The sequence below is a fragment of the Rhizobium sp. CB3171 genome (assembly GCF_029714265.1).
Classification (GTDB): Bacteria; Pseudomonadota; Alphaproteobacteria; order Rhizobiales; family Rhizobiaceae; genus Rhizobium.
Genome location: NZ_CP121653.1, coordinates 1,755,216 through 1,777,368, shown reverse-complemented (window position 1 = coordinate 1,777,368; position 22,153 = coordinate 1,755,216). Strand labels below are relative to the sequence as shown.

Annotated in this window: 16 protein-coding genes and 1 pseudogene; 12 read left to right on the top strand and 5 right to left on the bottom strand. The window is 54.2% G+C overall.

Features of this window, described 5'->3' with window-relative positions:
* Position 1 precedes the first annotated feature (1 nt).
* The 8 genes from QA648_RS27535 to istB all read left to right on the top strand — a co-directional run bounded on the left by QA648_RS27535 (position 2) and on the right by istB (position 10,484).
* On the top strand, positions 2-1,771 hold the full coding sequence (locus tag QA648_RS27535; RefSeq protein WP_283054285.1) for an ABC transporter ATP-binding protein: 1,770 nt from the start codon (positions 2-4) through the stop codon (positions 1,769-1,771).
* Positions 1,772-1,909: 138 nt separating this feature from the next.
* Positions 1,910-3,247, top strand: coding sequence for an ISNCY family transposase (locus QA648_RS27530; RefSeq protein WP_283046984.1), 1,338 nt, complete (start codon positions 1,910-1,912; stop codon positions 3,245-3,247).
* A 719-nt stretch (positions 3,248-3,966) separates the two neighbouring features.
* Complete coding sequence (locus QA648_RS27525; RefSeq protein ID WP_283051934.1) at positions 3,967-5,034, top strand: patatin-like phospholipase family protein; 1,068 nt, start codon at positions 3,967-3,969, stop codon at positions 5,032-5,034.
* Between the two features lie 51 nt (positions 5,035-5,085).
* Positions 5,086-5,628 (top strand): histidine phosphatase family protein, encoded by a 543-nt coding sequence (locus QA648_RS27520; RefSeq protein WP_283051932.1) that lies wholly within the window; start codon positions 5,086-5,088, stop codon positions 5,626-5,628.
* 17 nt (positions 5,629-5,645) lie between these two features.
* The gene (locus tag QA648_RS27515) at positions 5,646-6,320 is read left to right on the top strand and encodes a DUF2278 family protein (RefSeq protein WP_283051930.1); all 675 of its coding nucleotides are present in this window, start codon (positions 5,646-5,648) and stop codon (positions 6,318-6,320) included.
* A gap of 56 nt (positions 6,321-6,376) precedes the next feature.
* Positions 6,377-8,065 carry a hypothetical protein gene (locus QA648_RS27510; protein WP_283051928.1) on the top strand — a complete coding sequence of 563 codons (1,689 nt, stop codon included), beginning with the start codon at positions 6,377-6,379 and terminating at the stop codon, positions 8,063-8,065.
* A 90-nt stretch (positions 8,066-8,155) separates the two neighbouring features.
* On the top strand, positions 8,156-9,682 hold the full coding sequence (gene istA, locus QA648_RS27505) for an IS21 family transposase (RefSeq protein ID WP_283051926.1): 1,527 nt from the start codon (positions 8,156-8,158) through the stop codon (positions 9,680-9,682).
* Complete coding sequence (gene istB, locus QA648_RS27500; protein WP_283051923.1) at positions 9,672-10,484, top strand: IS21-like element helper ATPase IstB; 813 nt, start codon at positions 9,672-9,674, stop codon at positions 10,482-10,484. The genes istA and istB overlap by 11 nt, the downstream gene beginning before the upstream one ends.
* Before the next feature lie 451 nt (positions 10,485-10,935).
* Here istB and QA648_RS27495 read toward each other — a convergent pair whose 3' ends face one another.
* The 4 genes from QA648_RS27495 to QA648_RS27480 all read right to left on the bottom strand — a co-directional run bounded on the left by QA648_RS27495 (position 10,936) and on the right by QA648_RS27480 (position 18,537).
* Entirely contained in the window at positions 10,936-11,799 is an 864-nt protein-coding gene (locus tag QA648_RS27495) for a hypothetical protein (RefSeq protein ID WP_283051922.1), read from the bottom strand.
* Positions 11,777-12,520, bottom strand: coding sequence for a hypothetical protein (locus QA648_RS27490; RefSeq protein WP_283051920.1), 744 nt, complete (start codon positions 12,518-12,520; stop codon positions 11,777-11,779). Before QA648_RS27490 ends, QA648_RS27495 begins: the two co-directional genes overlap by 23 nt.
* Positions 12,521-12,675: 155 nt before the next feature.
* Complete coding sequence (locus QA648_RS27485) at positions 12,676-17,424, bottom strand: DUF3320 domain-containing protein (protein WP_283051918.1); 4,749 nt, start codon at positions 17,422-17,424, stop codon at positions 12,676-12,678.
* A 141-nt stretch (positions 17,425-17,565) separates the two neighbouring features.
* Positions 17,566-18,537, bottom strand: a complete 972-nt coding sequence (locus QA648_RS27480) for a hypothetical protein (protein WP_283051917.1) — start codon at positions 18,535-18,537, stop codon at positions 17,566-17,568.
* A 440-nt stretch (positions 18,538-18,977) separates the two neighbouring features.
* Here QA648_RS27480 and QA648_RS27475 point away from each other — a divergent pair, with 440 nt between their 5' ends.
* From QA648_RS27475 to QA648_RS27465, 3 genes and pseudogenes are all read left to right on the top strand, one after another.
* On the top strand, positions 18,978-19,331 hold the full coding sequence (locus QA648_RS27475; protein ID WP_283051915.1) for a hypothetical protein: 354 nt from the start codon (positions 18,978-18,980) through the stop codon (positions 19,329-19,331).
* A 903-nt stretch (positions 19,332-20,234) separates the two neighbouring features.
* Positions 20,235-20,339 (top strand): annotated as a pseudogene (locus tag QA648_RS27470) (SOS response-associated peptidase); the annotation flags it as partial.
* 137 nt (positions 20,340-20,476) lie between these two features.
* On the top strand, positions 20,477-20,899 hold the full coding sequence (locus tag QA648_RS27465) for a hypothetical protein (protein WP_283051913.1): 423 nt from the start codon (positions 20,477-20,479) through the stop codon (positions 20,897-20,899).
* A 181-nt stretch (positions 20,900-21,080) separates the two neighbouring features.
* Here the strand turns inward: QA648_RS27465 and QA648_RS27460 are convergent, their stop codons facing one another.
* Positions 21,081-21,341, bottom strand: a complete 261-nt coding sequence (locus QA648_RS27460) for a hypothetical protein (protein WP_283051911.1) — start codon at positions 21,339-21,341, stop codon at positions 21,081-21,083.
* A 129-nt stretch (positions 21,342-21,470) separates the two neighbouring features.
* Here QA648_RS27460 and QA648_RS27455 point away from each other — a divergent pair, with 129 nt between their 5' ends.
* Positions 21,471-21,890, top strand: coding sequence for an SMP-30/gluconolactonase/LRE family protein (locus tag QA648_RS27455; protein ID WP_349254326.1), 420 nt, complete (start codon positions 21,471-21,473; stop codon positions 21,888-21,890).
* Positions 21,891-22,153 lie beyond the last annotated feature (263 nt).

The window sequence follows — 22,153 nt, the reverse complement described above, 5'->3', positions numbered from 1 at the left end:
AGTGCGGTCTTCCGGAAAGGAATCTGTTCGTCAGCAACCAAGGCGTCACGCGGCAGCGGCCAAAAGTCCGTTGCGACCAATTGTGTGGGCAGCTATATCTCAGATAAGAGGACAAATATGCCTATTTTTGCTGGCGATGGGAGCTGGCGTCGCCGCAAAATTGCTCCTGCCTGTGCAGATTAAGAAGCTTAGTGACGTTGCGGGTGTGAATGCCTCGAACTTTGAAGTTGTGTCGAGCCTCGGCACAATCTTTTTGTCGATATTCATTTCGCAAGTGGTTCTGTTTAGGGCCGCAAATCTGCTTTCGACCACTATCTCATGCAAGTTTGCGGAAATCGTTCAGAGTTTAGTAATTCGAGGCGCTCTTTTTTCTCGCCGATATTTATCCACATCCAATGCTGAGCTCGAACAAGCCATGCATGGTATCGGCGAGATGAGTATCCTGATCGGCCAATTTTTCTGCTGGCAGATCTGTGAAACTGCCGCTTTAACAATTTTGTCTGCGGCGATCTTGTTTTCATATAGTCCGTGGTTCGGGTTTATATTCGCCGCATGGGCGTGCGCCGAGGTGTTAATCACCTTGAAAGAAGCCCCAGTTTTGGCGAGAACTGGTACTCGCGTGGCGGATGCTAGAGTTTCAAAGGCAAGTCTATTTGCACAGATTTTGTCGAACAGATTTATAATTTTGTCGACGGGGAACAGTGGCTTCGAAACTAGGCGTTATGAGAAAAGAGCCTCCATGGAAACGCGTCGTCGTCTGAGCGTGGAGGCACGCATGAATGCCTTGAAGATTGGAAAGGGTATCCTCTTTGCAACTGCAACCACGGCATCAATGTTGCTAAGCATGCGCGAGGTGCGCGCGGGTAATATGCAGGTAACTGATCTTATCGTAGTATCCGGCGTGGTCTACATGTTCTTTGACAAGCTATGGACGATGACCTACGGCTTGGGAGTTTTCCAGACAAATTGGTCTTCGCTTAAGCGGTCCGTCGAACTTTTTCATGATAAGTCTGATAAAGCTTTCGAAAATAAGTTAGCGTCGTCGTTGCAACCGGACAGATCAATTCGGCCCGGTAAAGTTGCGGTGAGTAAAATCCAATTCTCTTATCCAAATAAACCGGACATACTCAAAGACGTATCGTTCGAGCTGGAGGCGGGGAGCTTGACGGCTATCGTGGGAAGTTCCGGTGCAGGGAAGTCTACCTTGGCCGCCATATTGGCCGGTATAATGGTTCCGACAGGAGGAACGATAAGGATCTGTGAAAGAGAACGGGTGTATGGTCCGATTTCTGATCTCTTAGAAAATCTCCTCTACTGCCCCCAACAGGGTGAGCTATTTCGGAGGAGCTGCTTTTCCAATGCGACGTACGGTGTTTCACGGTCGGTTCATGGAGATCTTTCGCGATATGCTCAGGCTTTGGGCGTTAGCCATCTGTTAGAAGAGCCGGGTCGACTAGGAAGACAGTTCAATTTGTCGGGTGGTCAAAAGAGTCGTTTGATCTTCGCCAGGGCTGCGGCGCTGGCTAGCCACCGAGCGTTGGTGATCTTGGATGAGCCGGACGCCGCTTTGGATGAAAATAGCTTGAAGGATATGGCGATGACACTGCAGTGGTTACGAGGAAAGGCCACGATTGTGGTCGTTACCCATCGCTTACAGAAATATGTCGATTTCGATCAAACCATCACGGTTGATGGCGCTCAATATGGCCGGGCAGCACGGGTAACAGTTAGTCGGTCTCCCGCGCGAAGCGACGAATATGAGCATAGCTAGTTTCCGTCCACAAACGACAACTTATTGATATTATTACGTGAATCTGAATTTTGCGCGGGTAAGGCCCGGCGGTTTCAGGTATACTTTGGGCTCATGCCACTGATTCCGAAGCACAATCTGCAACCGCCGGAGCCGACAATGCGCCAAGAACGCACCGTCCAAGCCAGTATATTCGATGTTTTCGCTACGCACGAGATCGGCCACGAACTGAAGGCGATGTCGCAGTGGCTGGACGAGCATCACGATCTGTTTGGCTTGGTGGGTCGGGATCTGGGTCGGCACGGTGTCAAGCCCACCGGACGGCAAGGGCTGCCGGCCGAGGCAGTGCTGCGTTGCGCATTGCTCAAGCAATACCGGCAGCTGAGCTACCAGGAACTGGCGTTCCATCTCGAGGACTCCGCATCGTTTCGGGCCTTTGCGCGTCTGCCGTGGTCATGGAGCCCGCAAAAGTCAGTGCTGCAAAAGACGATCAGCGCGATCCGACCCGAGACCTGGGAAGCGATCAATCGGGCGCTGCTGTCGAGCGCTCGGCAGGCGAAGCTGGAGGACGGCACGGTCGTGCGGCTGGACAGTACAGTGACCTCAGCACTCATACACGAACCGAGCGACAGCAGCCTGCTGTGGGATGCCGTGCGGGTCATGGTGCGCCTGCTGAAGAAGGCAGATACCTTGGTCGGCGCCGGCCTGGCATGGCGCGATCATTGCCGCGCGGCCAAGAAGCGTGCCCGCAAAATCCAGTTCACACGCGGTCAGCCCAATCGGGCCCGGCTCTACCGTGAGCTGATCGCGATCGCCCGCGCGACCTTGGCATATCTGAAGCAGGCAACCGAGCGACTGGGCGTGGCGAGCAATCCGCTCGTCCAACTCTGGCAGGCCCAGGTTTGCCGCTATCGACCGCTGATCGAACGCATCATCAAACAGAGCGAGCGGCGAGTACTGGCGGGAGAGAAGCTGCCGGCGGGCGAGAAGCTGGTAAGCCTGTTCGAACCCCATGCCGATATCATCGTCAAAGGTAGCCGCGAGACCGAATACGGCCACAAGCTCAACCTGACCACCGGCAGAAGCGGCATGATCCTCGATCTCGTGATCGAGGCGGGTAATCCGCCCGACAGCGAGCGGCTGCTGCCAATGCTGGAGCGCCACATCGCCGTCTATGGACACGCGCCGCGGCAGGCGGCGGCCGACGGCGGCTTTGCCAGTCGCGGCAACCTGGCCACAGCCAAGACCTGGGGCGTTCGCGACATGGCATTCCACAAAAAAGCTGGCCTCAAGGTCGAGGACATGGTCAGAAGCAATTGGGTCTATCGCAAGCTGCGCAACTTCCGCGCCGGTATCGAAGCCGGAATATCATGCCTCAAGCGTGCCTACGGCTTGGCACGCTGCACCTGGCGGGGCCTTGACCACTTCAAGACCTACGTCTGGTCCTCCGTTGTGGCTTACAACCTCGTCCTCTTCACCCGCCTCAAACCGACCTGAACTCCGACTAGCTTTTGGAATTACGCCGTCGCTACCAATGCCGGCCTTCATGGCGTACGCCTCAGCGCCGCCAACTGTATACTGTCCAACAACAAGCGCCCATGATCCTGTCGGTCGCCCTAAACTACTCTCTCCTCCAAGCACAAGCCCTTGTAAACGCGCCGAAATACGTATGTTTGTGGACGGAAACTAGCTAGGAAAAGCGGGGAGTTCCAATGAGACTGACCCACGGCGCCACGGTGGAGTAGCGCAAGCGACCTGTTGAAATCGCCTAGCTTTTAGCCTTCGTCGCGCTTGCTCGATATTGCGCGACAAGGACTTGTGCTGTGATCAGGGTTGCTTAGCGTTGATAACGCTCCTCGATAATCTTGAAGAGGTGGATATGCCGCTGGTTCGATAGCGTATGCAAATCCGGGATCATCATTGTCACCCTCAGATTGATCGATGTCCTGGCAGCATAACTCCCGTCATCTCGCTCCAGGTTTTAAAATTTAAAAAAGACAAATGCGTTAGATTGTGCAATCGTTCACGCTGTTCAACCTGAAGGCAATTATCAGATGTCAACTGATGGCATTCAATTGCATTCAATAACCGCCGACGCCGCCGCTAGAGCCAACAGCTTTGCGTGTAGCGGGAATCGGCTTCAGCTTGGCATTGGGCTCGCTCTCTCAGGAGGCGGCTTTAGAGCGATGCTCTTCCACGCAGGAGCGCTCTTACGTTTGAACGAATTGGGTCTGCTTTCGAAAGCGCAATGTATCGCAAGCGTATCTGGAGGGTCTCTAGCTGCCGGAATACTTGCCACCCAATGGGCGCTCTACGGAAATCCAGACGGGATGGGGGTGCTGCCGAGCTTCCGTGAGATATTCCTTCCGAAGGTGCTGACTTTCGCCCAAAGTCATCTCGACGTGATGGATATAGCTGCGGGCATTCTGCCTTTCACGACCGCCGCCATTCAAATATCGCGAAGTTACGAACAGCTACTCTTCGGAAATCTCACTCTCAGAGATTTACCTTCTTCGCCCGAATTTGTCTTTTGCTCCACAAATCTTTCGACTGGCGTCCTTTTCAGATTCACACGAAAATACGCTGGTGATTACATATTGGGTTATATTCCGGACCCACAAATAAAACTTTCAACGGCTGTAGCCGCATCCGCCGCCTTTCCGCCATTTCTTTCTCCCGTTGTACTTGATGTGACGGAATCTGATTTCGAGGATTGGCCCGACGACGTAGAGCAAATAGGCGTAGATGTGGCTGCCTTTAGAAGACGCATCGTCCTTTGCGACGGTGGTGTCTACGACAATCATGGCATAGAGCCAATCGCAAAGCGATTTACAACGAACTTCGTTAGCGACGGAGGTGCTCCGTTCGCACGCGTCCCAATCGAGCATGTGGACTGGTTAAGCCAATTGCGGCGGATCGCAGACGTTGAGGATAGCCAGGTACGGGCATTGCGCCGCAGGGCACTGATCGAAAGTTTCAGGGTTGGAAATGCTGTAGTAGAAAACGGCACCATATCAGTTGAGCAACTCGATCGAGGTGCGCGTCTCGGCGCATACTGGGGAATAGATACAGACCAGAGCAAAATTGGTCTGTCGGACGGATTGTTGGTTGACCCAGTCGTCGCGTCTTCGCTCGCCGCAGTCTCGACTCGACTTTCCAATCCCGGGGATGACATCGCAAAAGGATTGGTGAACTGGGGGTACGCAATAGCGGACCGCAGTATTCGTGCTCACTACAAGGGGCCTCAGATAACAAACGGACCACCGCCAGCGTTCCCAATCTAAATTTCGAAGGCACTTCTGACAGCGGGTTTCATTCGTTGCGAGGAGAAGGGAATGGCACCGCGAAAGATCATGATCATCAGACATGCAGAACGTCCTGGGGAGAATAGTACCGATCTCGGTGTCGACCTGAGTGGAACACAGGACGACAGTTCGTTGATCGTCAGAGGGTGGCAACGGGCGGGCGCCCTTGTTCGCTTCTTCGCCCCCGAGGTGAAGGACGAACCTACCGAGATAGAACAACCGACGGCACTATTTGCCGCCCGGCCGACCGAAAAGCACCCGAGTAACAGAACGGCGCTCACACTCCAGCCGCTGTCCCAGCTATTGAACATCAATATCAACACCGAATATAGGTGCGGCGACGAAACCACACTCGCCGCTGCCGTTCAGAAGGAAACCGGCGTTGTTCTGATCGCTTGGGAGCACAATGCAATTCCAATTATTCTGGAGGGCTTGATTGCACTCACGAACCACGCCCCGAAATGGCCGGACGATCGGTTTGACATGGTCTATGTGCTGAAATTCGAACCTCAGCCAACCCTTATCCAAATACCTCAGAATCTGCTTCCAGGAGATCAATCAACCACATTCTAGCTTAGGAGTAGTTCCACATGCCCCACGAGCGCAGAAAGCCTGAGAATGCGCAACGCACCTATGGCGTACTTGTTGGCAGTGTCAAAGACGGGAAGCTAAAACCTTCAGGATCGTCGCCTCACTATGAGATCTGGATCTCTGCGTCGAACGCAGACTTTCGTGTCGCGGTGAACGTTCAGTCGGTGGACGGTAGCGAAGTGCTCGTACATTATGACCCCAAATTTATTGACCGGAGTGAGCATGGGATAGCGACGCTAGCAGAGGGCGGTGCTGGTTTTACTGCTCTTCCCACAGGTCCTTCTGGCAAGGGCTTGGATTACTGCCGGGACGAGCTTTTTCCGCTTGTTGACATGACGCCAATCCCCGCAGCCGGTGCGCATGTCTCACTATCAAATATGCTGGATGGACAAATCGAACGGGCGAAGGTTGATGCCAGAGCAGTGGCTGTCGTCTTCGGCGAGTATTTTCAGGATCAAGGACGTGATGAGACGTTCGGCTTTAGCCCGGAACGGGGTGTCCACGACATTCACTTCATGCAGGGCAACTCCGGCAGTTTCGCCGATGACAATCGCGTACGGGGCGATGGCGGTCTCTTTATAAGGTACGGGAGCGGCGAAACGATCGCACTATTTACACGATTTAGCGTTCAGGCCACGAAGACCGATGATCAGACCGGCGCTCCGGTCGGTTGATCAGCTCAATAAATTTAAAATCTTCTTCCAATCTAGCCAAATGCGGAGGGGCAGAAATGGCTATCTCGAAAAGGAAGGCATGGTGCAATAACGAAGTAGCTTATATCACCTGGGAAATCGATGAACGCATCGATGGCCTTCTTGGGTTTATGATTGTTCGACTACACCAAGATGGCGAAAAAAGACTCTTACCTACGTGGGTCGCCTTCAAGGGGCAGTCAAACCCAAAATGGCAGCCGCAGGATACAAGCGTCTGGCCGGTCCAGAAATTCGAGTGGCGAGACCTCACCCTCCGGAGAAGTCGAGATAAAACGTCTGCCCGGGCTCCATTCACCTGCCGATATCAGATTTGGCCCGTTGGCCTGCAGGCTGAAGGTCGGAAATCAGTTGCGGCTTGGAGGACGGAAAATCCCGACGTGTTTTCGAGTTTCAATCGAGAGAATTTTACGGGACAGGACGTACCGCTGTATCTCTGTGGTGATCCGGCCGAGACAAATGACGTAACCCCCAGGCTCGATTTCAAGGACTTCAAGGTCGCATTTACAAATGGGATACTTTCGACGCAGAACCTTCGGCAACAACTAAACACGCCGGAGGGAAAAGCGCCGAATGCCGCGCTGTTACGGGATCAACATACAAAGGTGCCAGGGGATAACATCCGACAGTTTCTGAGTGGCGATGTTCTGCCGACAATCACCGGATTTTTCGATAACTTCGCGGCCGATGATCAGGCCTATGCTGCGCTGTATGAGCTGACAGACGAAGAACTCATCGGAAAATTGACGGGTCTCGGACACCGGCTGCACTTGATCCTCTCTACCGCAGGCGATGCGACAAAAACAAATCCGGCCTGGGATACGGAGAACCATAAGGCTCGTGAAACATTGCATGGAACTGCCGGTGAAATGATCGACCGGCTCTTCAATACGACAAGTCGCATTGGTCATAATAAATTCGTTGTGCAAGTTGGAGCTGACGGAAAGGCGAAAGCTGTTCTGACCGGTAGCACGAACTTTACCGATACCGGACTTTGTACGCAGTCAAATAACGCCATCATCTCGACCTCCGCAGATTTAGCGAACGCCTACTTGGAATACTGGCAAAGATTGAAGGCAGACACCGCGACGTTTCCAACGCAGAAAGACACATCGCTGCCAAATCATAACGTGCAGCAACATGCGCTCAGAGATGCAAATAGCCACGCCTACTTGGCGCCTGATGTCCTCGCTCCGACGTCTGTTCGTTTATGGTGTTCGCCTAACACCGCCGCCACCAGCAAGACCAAAACATCACCAACTCCAGCAGATTTGACGGACGTCTTCGCGCTGATGCGTGCGGCCAAGCAGGCAATCCTTTTTCTAACTTTCATGCCATCGCCAGAAGGTAGCCAGAGCATTGTCGAGATGGCAGTTGAGCTTGGAAAAGAAGACAGCGACTTGCTGGTTCTCGGTGCGATTAGCAGTCCTTTAGCAATGCCAAATTATGTACCATCGACGCCTGGCGGACCGAAGCTGCCCGCACCTGCTGTTTTTTCTCCCGAGGGCGCCCCCAAGGTTCTCACCATTCGGGCTGCGGCTATTGGCGCACACTACGGCGACTTCGAGCCTGAACTGTTATCTGCGGGGTTCGCTATAATACACGACAAAATCGTTGTCATTGATCCGTTTTCAGCGAATTGCGCCGTTATAACAGGCAGCCATAACCTTGGGTTTAAGGCATCTTTGTTGATTTGCACTGAGAAGTGACCCGGCATTACCGGATATTGTCATCGAGAATTGACCCATGTTTTGAACCTTGCTCCGCGTGTTTTCAGCGGGAGCTATGGAGTGATCGACATGGCGTTATTGAGCGTGATCCGACGCTGGCATTTTAGAGAGCATTTATCGATCCGGGAGATATGCCGCAGGACTGGCCTGTCCCGGAATACCATTCGCAAGTACCTGCGGTTGGGTGGCGTCGAGCCGAAGTTCAAGGTTCCGGAGCGGCCGAGCAAGCTTGACCCTTTTGCCGACCGGCTATCGGCCTGGCTGAAGACGGAGGCCAACAAATCCCGCAAGCAGAAGCGGACCCTTAAACAACTCCATGCCGACCTGCTGAGCTTGGGCTACGAGGGTTCCTATTGCCGTGTCGCCGCTTTCGCTCGAGAGTGGAGAGCCGATCGACAGAAAGAGCTTCAGACGTCGGGACGCGGAACATTCGTGCCTTTGGCATTCGAGCCCGGTGAAGCATTCCAGTTCGACTGGTCGGAAGACTGGGCGATCATCGGCAATGAGCGCACCAAGCTACAGGTTGCCCATACGAAGCTGAGCTATTCCAGGGCCTTTTTCGTCCGCGCCTATCTCCTGCAGACACACGAGATGCTGTTCGACGCCCACAATCACGCATTCCGCGTCTTCGGTGGCATTCCCCGGCGCGGCATCTACGACAACATGAAGACGGCGATCGACAAGGTCGGCCGCGGTAAGGAGCGCGACGTGAATGTTCGCTTCCTGGCGATGGCCAGCCACTATCTGTTCGAACCGGAGTTCTGCAATCCGGCGTCCGGTTGGGAAAAGGGTCAGGTCGAGAAGAACGTCCAGGACGCTCGTCATCGGCTATGGCAACCCATGCCACGCTTTCCATCTCTGGAGGCCCTCAACGAGTGGCTAGAGCAACGCTGCAAAGAGTTTTGGGCACAGACGTCTCACGGCCAGATGCGCGGCACCATCGCCGATATCTGGGCGGAGGAAGCACGGGCTCTTATGCCGGTTTCCCGTCCGTTCGATGGTTTTGTCGAATACACCAAGCGGGTCTCTCCCACCTGCCTCGTGCATCTGGAGCGCAACCGCTACAGCGTTCCGGCATCCTTCGCCAATCGACCGGTGAGCCTGCGGGTCTATCCGGATCGTGTCGTTGTCGCCGCCGAAGGCCTGATCATCTGCGAGCACCAGCGCATTATCGACCGCTCCCATGATCGGCCGGGACAGACGGTTTATGACTGGCGGCACTATCTCGCGGTCGTGCAACGCAAACCCGGCGCTCTCCGCAACGGTGCTCCATTCACCGAGCTTCCCGAGGCCTTCAAAGCCTTGCAACAACACCTGCTCAAGAAACCTGGCGGAGACCGCGAGATGGTCGATATCCTGGCGCTCGTCCTGCAGCACGATGAACAGGCCGTGCTATCGGCCGTCGACATGGCGCTGAAGTCCGGCGTTCCGACCAAGACGCATGTGTTGAACCTGCTGCATCGCCTCGTCGATGGCAAATCCTTCACTCCGCCGACGATAGATGCGCCCCAGGCACTGACACTCACCAATGAACCAAAGGCCAACGTCGAACGCTACGACACCCTGAGAAAGACGGAGATTCGCCATGCGTCATAACCCAGCAAGCGGCGCGATCGTGATCATGCTGCGGCAATTGAAGATGCACGGTATGGCCCAAGCCGTCGGTGAACTGACCGAACAGGGAGCGCCGGCGTTCGAGGCCGCCATTCCGATCCTGTCGCAGCTCCTCAAAGCGGAGACGGCGGAACGGGAGGTGCGATCGACAGCCTATCAGCTCAAGACGGCACGCTTTCCCGCTTACCGTGATCTGAACGGCTTCGACTTCGCAAGCAGCGAGATCAACGAGGCGCTCGTGCGTCAGCTTCATCGCTGCGACTTCCTCGACGAGGCCAACAACATCGTCCTGGTCGGCGGGCCCGGCACAGGCAAAACGCATGTCGCCACGGCAATCGGTGTTCAAGCCATCGAGCATCATCATAAGCGGGTTCGCTTCTTCTCGACCGTCGAACTGGTCAACGCTCTCGAGCAGGAGAAAGCTCAAGGACGGTCCGGTCAGATCGCCAACCGGCTCATACACTCCGATCTCGTTATCCTTGACGAACTCGGATACCTGCCGTTCAGCGCATCAGGCGGTGCATTGCTCTTCCATCTGCTGAGCAAACTATACGAGCGGACCAGCGTCATCATCACCACCAACCTGAGCTTCAGCGAATGGGCCAGCGTCTTCGGCGACGCCAAGATGACCACCGCGTTGCTCGACCGGCTTACCCATCACTGCCACATCCTCGAAACCGGAAACGACAGCTTCCGGTTCAAGAACAGCTCAGCGCATGAACCCAAAATAGCAAAGGAGAAAAGTAGGAACTTGACCACCACCACCGACCCGAAACATACCTAAGAGGCGGGTCAATTCTCGGCGCAAATGCCGGGTCACTTCTCAGTGCAAATCAACAGCATCTTATGCAAATGACGACAATTTGCTCATTATTCAGGGGGATCAAGATCTCGCGCAGGCCTATGCGGTCCACGTTCTGGATGTTTTCGAACACTACAGGTTCAGAGCTGTCCAAGAACAACGCGAGCGGGACCGACTTGCTGCTGGCGGCCCAGCGATCGATCCGCAGGCTCCCGAAGGCGGTTTCTTGAACACTGATGACAAGTGGCAGGACGACTACTTGTCTGGTGCGCGAGACAAAGGCATGCAACGATTTTTGTAGGCAAGCAAACAACAGCGTCCCGTGCGACCGCTAGGGGGACTTCAGCGTATGCGATGACAGTTGATTCGCGTTGGGCTGAATGCGCACCATTCCCGACGTTTTCTTCACAGATCAACGCGGCCAAACCGCTCCTCATTGAGTTGCCGAAAACTTGGACGCATCGAAAGTTGTAATAGCCGAGGACGGTAGCTTAAATTCCGTTGCCGTTGTGGTGCTTCCCCCATCGAGACTTCGCATTGTACGCCAACCAGTCTTGCCGAACCCTGAAGATGTCTCGGTAACACCGATACTTTTCTGGTAAGTTTGTAGCGTTGACTTTGCGCCCTCGCCAACGATTGTGTAGTCAGAATCTGCCTTCAAAGTAATTAGTCTTTCTGGATCCAGCTTCTGGACTTTGGCTATGCCATTTAGCGTTGCTTGCACCGAAAGAGAAGCAAACACATCCGCATCGCGAGTATTCCCGGCTTTCCTCAATTGTGCGGCAATTTCGCTACTGGCGATGGCCACGGAACCGTAGTTGCCCTGCGTGATCGCGGTTTGAAAGCTCGATGCAAGCCGTTGTCCGTCGGTGGTCGAAGACGCTTGGCCCAAGGCGGCTACCCAAACAGATGACTTTGTCAACTGTTCAAGGTCGATCGTTGAAGCAAATCCCGTAGGAATGAAATCATTGAAGAGGACCTGCGGTTCGCTGCACTGATGGGTCGAGCTCACATCACGTGTATGTGTTCCCCACATTGCAGCTGCCTTATAGGATACGCTGAAGTCGCACTTCGCTTCGGTCAGGTCTAAGACGCCAATTCCGGGGCGCTCACCGTCGATCTCCTCCCAGGGCCCATTGTCGATGCGACGCCAGACCCGGGCTGCGACCTTCTTGCCGCCAGTCTCTGGCGTCGATTGGGTAATTATCTCAACTTTCTCGGCACTGTACGCTATCGTGGAAAAGCAAGCCACCACACCAATCGTTGCTAGTGCGCTAAAGTTCTTCAACTTCGACATTGTGCGTCTTCCCCTCAATCGTCAGCCTGAGCGTCGACTTGTTAGCGGGCGGTGCCTTTCGCCGTCCGAAGATGAGACCTAGAAGCTCAAGAAATATCCATAGTCCGATCGTACTGATCAGCACGATAATACCCAACGAAAGGAGTGCAATGTAGTTTTCGAACACAAACGCAAGAAGTTTATTCGATATGTCACGCCACGAATTCCAATCGATGGGTTTATCTTCGATCAGAAGTATTTCTAAATCCGGCTGCGTTTGTTTCACTGGGTCATAGTCTACATTGTAAACTAGTCTAATCGCATCTGTCGCCCCCGAAATCCCAATCCTATAACCGGCTTCACCTCGCGGCGGAAGCAACGCCGGAAAGACGACTGAGTTATCGGATATCATCTGAGGATTAGTGGCGAGAACGACGTTGCCTGCTGCAATGTATTGAGCTTCCTTCTGGACAGAAGGGAGCTTCACGAGACAACTCGACTCAGCTGCTGGGGTCTGACAACTCAATACGAAGCCGCCGACATTGACCGACCCGGTGAGCGATTTATTCTCGAGAAGTATCGTCTTTGTTGCGACCGCGCCGTCACGCCCATCTTCGATGTGGTATTCAATGATCCGGAGCTTCGAAGCGTTCTCCACGGCGGAATTAAACATCCATCCAGCGCCAGTTAGCATTAGTACTAAAAGGTAAGGTGCACTCGAATCCTTGAAGATGTTGGCCATGCGCATCGCCCCTCCAAAAGCATCTGCGACCACAATCAAAGTCTAATGATGAACCGCTTCGGCGTGTGTCGCGAAAAAATGATGCCCAGGAACAGGGAGCCCGCAATTTTCAACATCATTCACCCCTCCCGGCAACTCTCGGCCGATCGGCCGCGTCAATTTGCGACGAACATTCCGTCCCTCTCGACAATCTGACCCGCCGCAACGGCGTCATCGATGGCTAGTTCCAAGACCGACCTGAGCTGGGAACTGGTCGACAGGAAACCAAATATCCTAGCCACGGCGAGCACTAGTTGATCCTTGGATGCCCCGAAATTTTCCTTCAGAACGGCAATGGCTGCCGCCGCGATCTCAGTAGGAGGCAGCGCTTCCGGACGACGCACACTTAGGGAAGCGTCGGAACGGTCTCGGATCACGATTTCCTTGTTCGCCACCGTGTAGAAGCCATCGTTCCCAGCGATGGAGCCGGATCGTACTGCTGCGGACAGACCAGCTTCGACTGCGTCTCGGATGCGATTTCCGGCTCGTGCCAGGCCCCATGCAGAACGGATGCGGACAACGACTTCGCTGTTATGGATTGGACATTCAGCAGCGACTACGGAGGTAACATAGCGGGCCATTTCACCGACACTTACCTCGTGAGGCTCGCAGTCCCGTCGAACGGCGATCTTGGCTTCTTCGTAAGGTACAGAAATTGGTTTCCGTTCGGGTGCCGCATGTGCCGTTACTAAGGTGACATCGTCCTGCTCCTCAACGGTGAAGTGCAGGGGAACCGCCTGCTTCGGTCGAGCAAGATCTTCATCGCGGGCACGCCATTCACCCTTCGCCGACTCGATTGCAGCAACGACTTTGTTGAGCTCGTCTTGCGGACGCAGATACCAATCTGTCGACCAGATCCTATGGATGATCCATCCATGGCTTTCGAGAACATTCTGCCTCAACCGATCGCGATCTCTTGCAGATCGCGACGAATGGTATTGATAGCCATCGCACTCGATGCCGAGCACGAACCGGCCTGGCTTTTCAGCGTCGGAAATCGCGAGATCCACGAAAAAGCCCGCTGATCCAATCTGGTTTTTGACATCGTAGCCCAGACTCCGGAGCCGATCGCCAACCTGCTCTTCGAATACAGAGTCTGCGTCATTGCCCGTCGCTTCGGCGATCCCAAACTTTCCGGTTTGAGCGAAGGTCAGGAAGAGTTTGAACGCTACGACGCCCCGGCTCCTTACGCGCTCAAGGTCGATGTCATCGCCGGTAATCGAAGAGAATACTTCGCAGCGCAATTTAGCTCGCGAGATCAAAACGTTAAGACGCCGCTCACCACCATCGCTATTCAGCGGGCCAAAGCTCATTGACATGTAGCCTTGCTGGGTCCGGCCATAGCCAACCGAGATGAAAATCACGTCCCGCTCGTCACCCTGGATGTTCTCCAGGTTCTTCACGAAGAACGGCTCAGTCGAGGCTTTATTGAAGAAATCTTCGACGTCAGGATTCTGTCGTCGCAGGAGTTCGAGCTCTTTCAAAACGGCTTGCCGCTGAGCAACGCTGAATGTTGCAACGCCAAGCGATTGGCCCGGATTCGATCTTGCGTGGGCAATGACTGCTTCGGCAACCGTCCGTGCCTCGATCGGGTTCGTCCGAGTGTTACCCCGATCGTAATGGGCATTCGGCAGATAGTTGAACCGCAGGCCCATGCCTGCGATTGCATCGTAGGGGCTGGGGACAATAAACAGGCGGTTGTCGTAGAATTCTCGGTTGGAAACCGCGATGAGGGATTGGTGCTTGCTTCGATAGTGCCACCGCAACATTCGGTCGGGCATGCCCTTGGCGAGACAGAGATCGAGAATGGATTCCGCGTCGCGAGCTCGTAGCGTGACATCCTCCGCATCCTCATCAGCCTCATTAATGTCGGTGGTCAGTTTGGCGAAGAAGCGGGTAGGGGGAAGCTGTCGCTCGTCGCCGACGATCACGACCTGCTTGGCACGCGCGATGGCGCCCAGTGCGTCGACGGGCTCGACCTGTGAAGCCTCGTCGATCACCAGAAGATCGAAAGCCACCGCGCCCGGCTTCAGGAACTGAGCCACCGAAAGTGGGCTCATCATGAAAATCGGTTTGATCTGCTGGATCGCCGGTCCCGCGCGTTCCAAAAGCATACGGATGGGCAGATGATTTTTCTTCTTCGCTAGTTCCGCGTTCAGCACTCCCAATGGCCCGATTCCGGCGTTCCCACGTGGCAATTCTTCAGCATGTCTGGTCACGATCTTTTCGCGCGTCAGGCTAACACGTGCGGCCTCCAGCTCTCGAAACTTTCCGACCGTACGACTGTGCAGATCGCCGTCGAACCGCTTGAGTTCGGGCATCTTCTCGAAGAAGGCGTTGCGAATTGCCTGGTAGTAGGCACGTTCCATGGATGGCCTGAGCGACGCAGCATCAAGGCGACCCGCCGTCGTTGCTACGACTATTTCCTGCAGACCCAGGGACGAGGCATGGCGACATCTATCGACGAAGGAAATCCACTTCGTAATGCTTTCGACGTTCGCATGCCAGGCATCGACCTTTGCACGAATTGCTTCGAGTGGCGTTCTCGCCAGCTCATTGCTCCCAATCGCGTGAAGCTCGTTGAGATCGATAAATTGGACCAATTCTCCCCACTGCCGAACCACTTCACGACAGTGAACGTCGAGAGCAAGCAGGCTGTCTTTGAGAACAGCAATATCGGAAACCTTGGCAATCCTGGTTCTGGATTCGGCATCCAGCACCGGGCGGTATTGCATGTCCCACGAGACGATCCGTGATAGCTTGGACCAATCTGACGCTTCGCCTATCCAGTCGTTTCCAAACACTGATTTTCCAAGTTCGCTATGCGCAGCAATGGCCTTCCGCCGCTTCTGTCCAGCCATGAGGAGATCAATGGCGTCCAACCGGGCTTTCTGCCCTTTGGGTAGATCGGCCTTCATATACGATCGAAGAACGGAAAGCTGGCTCCGGTAGCCTCCATTCAGGAAGCGGAATAGGGAGGCTCCGTGTGCAGCAATTGCAGATCGCGTCTCCGCGAGGTTCGCGTCCCATGCGGATTCCGAGAAAGTGGCATCGATCTTGCCAACCATCTCACGCAGTTTTTGCCCCTCGTTGACGAGTTCCGCAACCGTTGCCGGATCATCCCAGTTGGCATTGATCATTTTCGATCGATCGCCAGGGAAGGTGACAGCCGCCTCGCTGATCTTCATCAGCAAACCGATATCATCCAAGGTGCTGGGGGATTTGAGTTCAAGAATTGCACGGGTAGTTTCGCAGGCTTCCATCAAAGCCCCGAGTTCATCGTGCAAAGCCCCAACATCCTTCGACAGTCGGTCGATGTCCTCAGGCATTAGCGCGTCGCGCTGCACACCGTACCAGGGGTGATAAGGCGGTGCTCCGATCGTTCTCAGACGATCGGCAAGCTCGTCACAACAATCTACGCGCTTCAGAAAATCAGCGGGCGTCCAGGTATGCGGGTCCTTCAGATTGGAGCCTTCGATCCCTTGATCTCGCGTTCGCATAAGATGACCGATGAGGGCAAACGGAGTCAGGCCGCTCGGATCCTGCCGAATATGCATCAGGTCGGCGTGGCCGTTCAAAGTCGCCTGGATGTCCTTTAGCCGCTCAATCACGGTGGCGTCAGACTTCGGCTGCCGAGTAACTAGTTCCTTAGTTTTTCTCAGCTCTTCCAGTACGCCTTTTTTGTTCGCTTTATTGGAGTGCAGTTCAAAAGCGAGAGCGCCGAGACCGGAGTCGCGAAGACGCCGGTGCACGACCTCAAGAGCGGCCATTTTCTCCGCCACAAACAGTACGCGCCTTCCTTCTGCGGCAGCTGAAGCGATGATATTGGTAATTGTCTGGCTTTTGCCTGTACCTGGAGGTCCCTTAACGACCAGATGATGGCCACGTGTGGCTTCTTCGATGACGATGGATTGGGAAGAATCTGCGTCGACGACATGCGATATACGCTCAGGTGTAATCTCCTCATCAATACGACCAGTTTCCGGAACAATAGGATCGCGGTAAGGAAAGCCGTCGCGCAACAGACCGGCAACGACCGGATGCTCATCGAGCTTGTCGCCACTTGGCCAATTCTCGGGATCAAGGTCCCGATACATCAGGAACTTCGAGAAGGAAAAGAAACCTAGCACTATGGCGTCGGCCATCACGTTCCAACGTGATTTCGCTGAGATGGCCTCGGAGACAACCTGCAGATACTTCTCGACATTCAGATCATCATCTTCGGGAAGGTCAGGAAGCTTGATGCCAAATTCCCCGTTGAGTTTCTCTTGCAAAGAAAGGTTGGTTGACGGCGCTTCGCCACGCCCCTTGAGGGTAAAGCGCTCAGACGCGGATGTTCGTTCGAGCTTGACCGGCAGCAGAATTAGCGGAGCGTTTCGCTCGACATCCGACTTGTCATCTTCGAACCAACGCAAAAGCCCGATAGCCAAATAGAGAATGTTGACACCCTGTTCCTCTTCCAGCGTGCGGCTATCGTACCAAATGTCGAAGAGCCGCTTCTGCAGCCCCTCTGATGTCAGTCTAGTTTGGAGGCGGCTATCCGTGTGTCGGCGCGCGATGCCCTTTTCGTCGAGGTCTTGGTCATCCGGCTGCGGGATACCTCCAACCATGTCGTCGCCATCGAGGCCAAGTTCTTTCTTTTCTTCTTCTGTAAGCTTGACGCCAGGCAAGAACGTCATGCCGCGCCCTTCGGACAACATCCTGCAAACCTCGACCGATTTTTCGTCGACGATTTCCACGATCCTGTTGTTTTTTGAACGGAGGGGTAAGTGGATCAGCCGGTTTCGCGTGCCGAGATCGAGAAGATTCTTCCGATCCGCCAAAAGCTGATCGCGAAGCGTGTTTCCAGTCGCCAAAGTATCCATGATAGCCCCTCAACAATAGAAGGGAGAATATCGGCAGGCGGCTATCATGCAACCGATACGTTTTGAAGAGACTTAGAAATCCCCATTTAGGTTGATTGGCGCCGCAGGCCGGGATGGTGGGTCTGCTGGTCGCACAGCTGGCTAGCTGTATTTGGAACGATATCTTTCGTCCGGGGCCAGCCAGTTTTCGATGAAATCCAGAGGATCCACGCTTCCCATCACTGCCCGTGCAAGCGTCAGCCGCTCTTCCACGCGCTGGCGGCGCTCTTCATCAACGCCTCTCAGTCGCTCCTCTGCATCGGCGAAAAAGCGTTCGATGATCATTGCCTTGCCCCATTTCTCGATGACCTCAGCAAGCTGATTTCGACTGTCGGTTTGAGCTTGAGCGACCTTGCGGGCATCCTCGCGTCGTTCGTAACGTTCCCACTCCTCCTCCCTCTCTTTCTTTCTTTTGGCTGCCGCCTCATCTTCGGCTGTCATAAGGCGTTGCAGATTGTTTTTTGACGATTGCAAGGTCTCGATGATTTTTGGGATCATCTTGTTAAGCGACTCGAGCTGCGTCTCCTGCCAGCTAAGGGTCCAGTCGACGCCCTTCTTTGGAGAGTAGGCAATGACCCGAAAGCGGCCGGAGGGTATATCCTGCTCCGTTGTCCAGGAGTGCGTCAGTTGCCAGGGCTTGGCTGATTGGACAAGCCTGCTGTCCTCACGATGGTAATCGCCGTTGAGGTATCGCATCGTCACCCTCTCCGTCATTTCGGTGAGAGCCAGTCCTATCGGCACGATGTCGATGTAGAATATCGTCGGCCGGTCCGGTCCCCAGATCCTACCTGTATGATAGCGCCCGTATTTTCTGTCTTTGTGCTCGACCTCCTGTTCTTTGATTGGAATGCGATGTAGTTCGTCGCTGGGTGGGGCGATGTGCACCCGATACCCCTCTCGGTCCACTGCGAGATAAAGATCGTTGGCGACCGAGAGCGCACGAGGTAGGCCAGCTTCTGATGATATCAGGTCGGGCAGGATTCTCTTGTATGGCCGCAGAAACTCCCCTTCTTTTACATCCCGTGTCTTCCGCAATTGCTCTTCCACACCAGAGAGCAATGGATGATGTTCCATGCGGAGGGCTTTTTTACGGCCCTGGTCTTACGGGCACGGCTATCTTCAGGCACTCTCGTTTGCTGAGGCTTCGGGCTCGATGGGTTTATTTCAATGGTTTCGTCGGATGCTTCTGGCAGCAGTGGCAGCTCTGCGGCCAGCCCGAGTGATTTACGTGTCCAGTAGCCAGATCCGGGGTACGGAATCTGATGTTGTCTGCAGACTGCTGCCAATGCCGTGCCGGAAATGCCAAATTCCGGCGCGAGCTTACTCAGCGGTAAGCCACAGACGCGCTCGTAAAGCTGAAGACGTGTCACTTTCATGGTGAAGAATCCCGATCTCAACGCCGGTTGATATCACACTGTCCCCATGGCTATTGGGTAAATCTCCTTGTATTTATGGTTGTGGTCCCCAATATTGGCATCGGGTACCATCTAGCGACAGTTGTGAGATAACGTGAAATGCCTCAGTGGTTGCGTCAAATATCAACATTCATATGGGGCGAACCTATCAAAGAACGCGGCGATACCGATCTGGAGAGTGTTTGGGAGGCAGCGGCGGCGGCGGAAGCAATCATTCGCCAACGCGAGCAATATCTGAGAGAAGGCGGCGTCAAGAAAAACGCAACCGCAGACGTTCTGAAAGGAATTCAACTGAACGTGGCTGACCTTCGCAACGGGGCCATCGACGATGCGATTCACAGTATGGCATTGGCTTACACACAGTTGGAGCCTCTTCTCGACGCTGATGACAAGAATGATCCGTTGCGAGAAGCGTGCAGACTTCTGGATCAGGCGGTAGGCGAGCTGTTCTGAACCAAATTACTCAGCGCGGAAAATTTGGCGGGCTACGACTGGGTAAGGGCGCTGATGGATCGTGCCGGTTTAAGTATTTACAGATTAATATTGATGTCGATCTGCCTCATAAGTCTGACGATTTGGCTGGAAGCTATTGGAATTTTAGGAATTTTGCTTTTGGCGTGCCTGCCGGGCTTGCTCAACGAACAATTGAAGGAGCAGTTTGGATCGCAAAAGGGAATGTATTTTGTCCCATCGCGCTTTGTGATGCCCTGTCGATTATTCCGTTTCATTTGGAACGGCTTTAGGTCGAAACACGACTAGATGCCAATCCACACGCATATGCCCGTTGTGTCATCATCTTTGCCGCCCTTCTTTCTGCTGCATGGGGTGGTGACGGCATGAGCATGAAGACCTTGGCTGGGTATTCGATGTGCAAAGTTGCATGGCCCTGGTCCCGGCAGGGTCGTTCCAAGGGTGATTGTTGAGCGCTAATGTAAAGGACCATATAATGCCGGAGGATGAAGAAGCGCTCAGCATGTCGCGCATTATGTTGAGAGTGGGGACGCTTTTCGCAGTTGTTGCGCTCGCCTCTTATATCTTTTGGGAAATGTTTAGCGAGGGCGCGGCTCTGAGTCGACTCTCGGCCACGGCTGAGATTTATCACTATACGGAGACATGTGATGCTGACGGCAATCCGATTGCCACCGGACAACCAAACTGCGTCGATCTCAATCGCTACGTGTTCGTCCATGCCCCTATCAATCGGGCCTTTCGAAGGGCGTGTTCAGGGAAACCGGCGGAAATGCTATCCTTTGAGGAAGGCAGGGTGTCGAGATCAGAAATAAACATCGTCCAGAAGTTGTTGGAGTTCCGAGCGCGAAATGGCGAGAGTTCCCCATGTTAGTCCTGAGGAGAGCCATTTCATTTGAACCCGCCTATCAAATGAACCCGGACCAGATGGGGCCAATCGTCCGCAACACAGCCGACGGCCGCAAGCAGCTTGCGCATGCGCGGTGGGGATTGAATTACTTCAATAGCTGCGCAAGTGGTAGTCGCTTGAAAAAAGGGACCTTTGCGACACCGCCCGCCAGGCTTCAGGGATTCAGTTCCAGCGAAGTTCAGGACATCGCAGATCGCTTGTTTGAACGGGTCAAATCAGAATGAAATTTTCGCCTACGGTGGCCTGCGCCCTGATATCAATCGTCCTCGCTGCGGGAAGCGCTTACGCGTGCGCAGTCCCGAAACCATTTTTTTCCGAGTTGTTCGAGGCTGACGCCATCATTCGGGGAACCTTGACCGACTACGAAGTCTCAAAACCCGGCGATGAAGCGCGGTTGACAATTGAAAATCCGGAGACCTTGAAGGGCAACGTTCAGAATGGGCCGTTGCCGCTTCATTGGAAGCGAAAGGAACTTCCTGATCAATGGGAGGGGTCTCATGACGTCATCGTTGCGCTCAAGCTGAAACCGTCGGCCGATGGTGAAGAATATGAAGTGATGAACGGATGCGGAGTCCAAGCGATTTATGAGACTGACAAATACCGAGAGCTGGTAATGGATATCATACGCAGAAGCGCTCGTTGACCAGTGTTATCGCTCGCCTCAGCGGCACCGTAGCTGTGATGTCGGTCCTATTGTCTAAAGTTGCTCCCCAACAGCAACCGGCTGATTGGCCGAGACATCCTAGTTGAGTTGTCATCCAGGAAATGACACAGCTCAAAATAGACACGCAGCCGCTGGGGAATCTTATGTACTACGACCCGCATTACCCTACAATTTTTCCTCCCCTCGAGCTGGGCGGCATTACAATTGCGTCGAAAGAGCCTTCTTCTCTAACAAGCCATTCCAGCTGCGCGACGAACTTGAGTTTCATCGCGTGATAGTTTTGAGCGATACCGGCGTCCTCGCAGATTGCACCGGATCGAATAGATTGAAAATACTGAAGAAAGCCGAGATTGGGCCATTTGGCCAGGTAAAGAAGTTCCGTGGCGAGATCGGGCCCAATTTGCAAAGAATCTTTTGGCATTCGATTTTTCTAAGGATGTTTTTTCGAAATCAGTTTGCTTACGCCACGTCGTCCAGGCAATTAACCTTAGGCGAGTTGCCGCCGATCGTCGAGCTGCGGTACGAGATTCCACCATGATCGCGTCGATCCCTGCTGCTTCATCTTCGAAGAAGGAATGCCCTGCTTCTCCCAGCCGGTAGCCGTTCGCGCGCGATCTGGACATATGATTACGACCTCGAAACCGGAGCGGCGACCAACAAACGCAAGTTCTGCGAGTTTGGTCCAGAGGACGGCCTGCCGGACGGAGCAACGGTGGATGCCGATGGCTGTGTCTGGAGCACGGGTGTTTATAAGAGCAAAATCCATCGCTTCGATCCAGCGGGGAAACTGATGCAGTCGATCGATATGCCCGTTGTCTGCGTGACGTCGGTTAGGTTTGGTGGACCAAAATTCGATCGCCTCTATGCGACCTCCATGGTGCGCGCTCCGGTTCCAGGCGTTGTCGAGACCGGCCCGCTTGCAGGCTCTCTTTTTGTTATCGACGGACTCGGTATCAAGGGCCTGCCGTAGTATCGATACGGCGGCTGACGATCCTATGGGATACCCACATTCGCCATATTCCAAAGAAGATCACCGGCCGTGATCTACCAGATGCGATGGTATGCGTGGAGGGACGTTTGGTGGCACTCCCAAGGAAGTGAAGTACACAAGCTCTGAGTTGCAGAGCTTTGAATTCGCTTGAGCGAAATACTTGTGAATTACTCGGATTAGAATATGAAATCTGCACGGGAATCGTAATTCTGCAACTTGACCGCGCTTTTGATCTCGGCAAT

Excerpts from the sequence above, each read along its gene's own strand:
- QA648_RS27515 (WP_283051930.1), top strand. The coding sequence starts at position 5,646 with ATGCCCCACGAGCGCAGAAAGCCTGAGAATGCGCAACGCACCTATGGC.
- QA648_RS27520 (WP_283051932.1), top strand. The coding sequence starts at position 5,086 with ATGGCACCGCGAAAGATCATGATCATCAGACATGCAGAACGTCCTGGG.
- QA648_RS27480 (WP_283051917.1), bottom strand. The coding sequence starts at position 18,537 with ATGGAACATCATCCATTGCTCTCTGGTGTGGAAGAGCAATTGCGGAAG.
- QA648_RS27475 (WP_283051915.1), top strand. The coding sequence starts at position 18,978 with ATGCCTCAGTGGTTGCGTCAAATATCAACATTCATATGGGGCGAACCT.
- istA (WP_283051926.1), top strand. The coding sequence starts at position 8,156 with ATGGCGTTATTGAGCGTGATCCGACGCTGGCATTTTAGAGAGCATTTA.
- QA648_RS27490 (WP_283051920.1), bottom strand. The coding sequence starts at position 12,520 with ATGGCCAACATCTTCAAGGATTCGAGTGCACCTTACCTTTTAGTACTA.
- QA648_RS27460 (WP_283051911.1), bottom strand. The coding sequence starts at position 21,341 with ATGCCAAAAGATTCTTTGCAAATTGGGCCCGATCTCGCCACGGAACTT.
- QA648_RS27465 (WP_283051913.1), top strand. The coding sequence starts at position 20,477 with ATGAAATTTTCGCCTACGGTGGCCTGCGCCCTGATATCAATCGTCCTC.
- QA648_RS27485 (WP_283051918.1), bottom strand. The coding sequence starts at position 17,424 with ATGGATACTTTGGCGACTGGAAACACGCTTCGCGATCAGCTTTTGGCG.
- QA648_RS27495 (WP_283051922.1), bottom strand. The coding sequence starts at position 11,799 with ATGTCGAAGTTGAAGAACTTTAGCGCACTAGCAACGATTGGTGTGGTG.
- QA648_RS27530 (WP_283046984.1), top strand. The coding sequence starts at position 1,910 with ATGCGCCAAGAACGCACCGTCCAAGCCAGTATATTCGATGTTTTCGCT.
- istB (WP_283051923.1), top strand. The coding sequence starts at position 9,672 with ATGCGTCATAACCCAGCAAGCGGCGCGATCGTGATCATGCTGCGGCAA.
- QA648_RS27510 (WP_283051928.1), top strand. The coding sequence starts at position 6,377 with ATGGCTATCTCGAAAAGGAAGGCATGGTGCAATAACGAAGTAGCTTAT.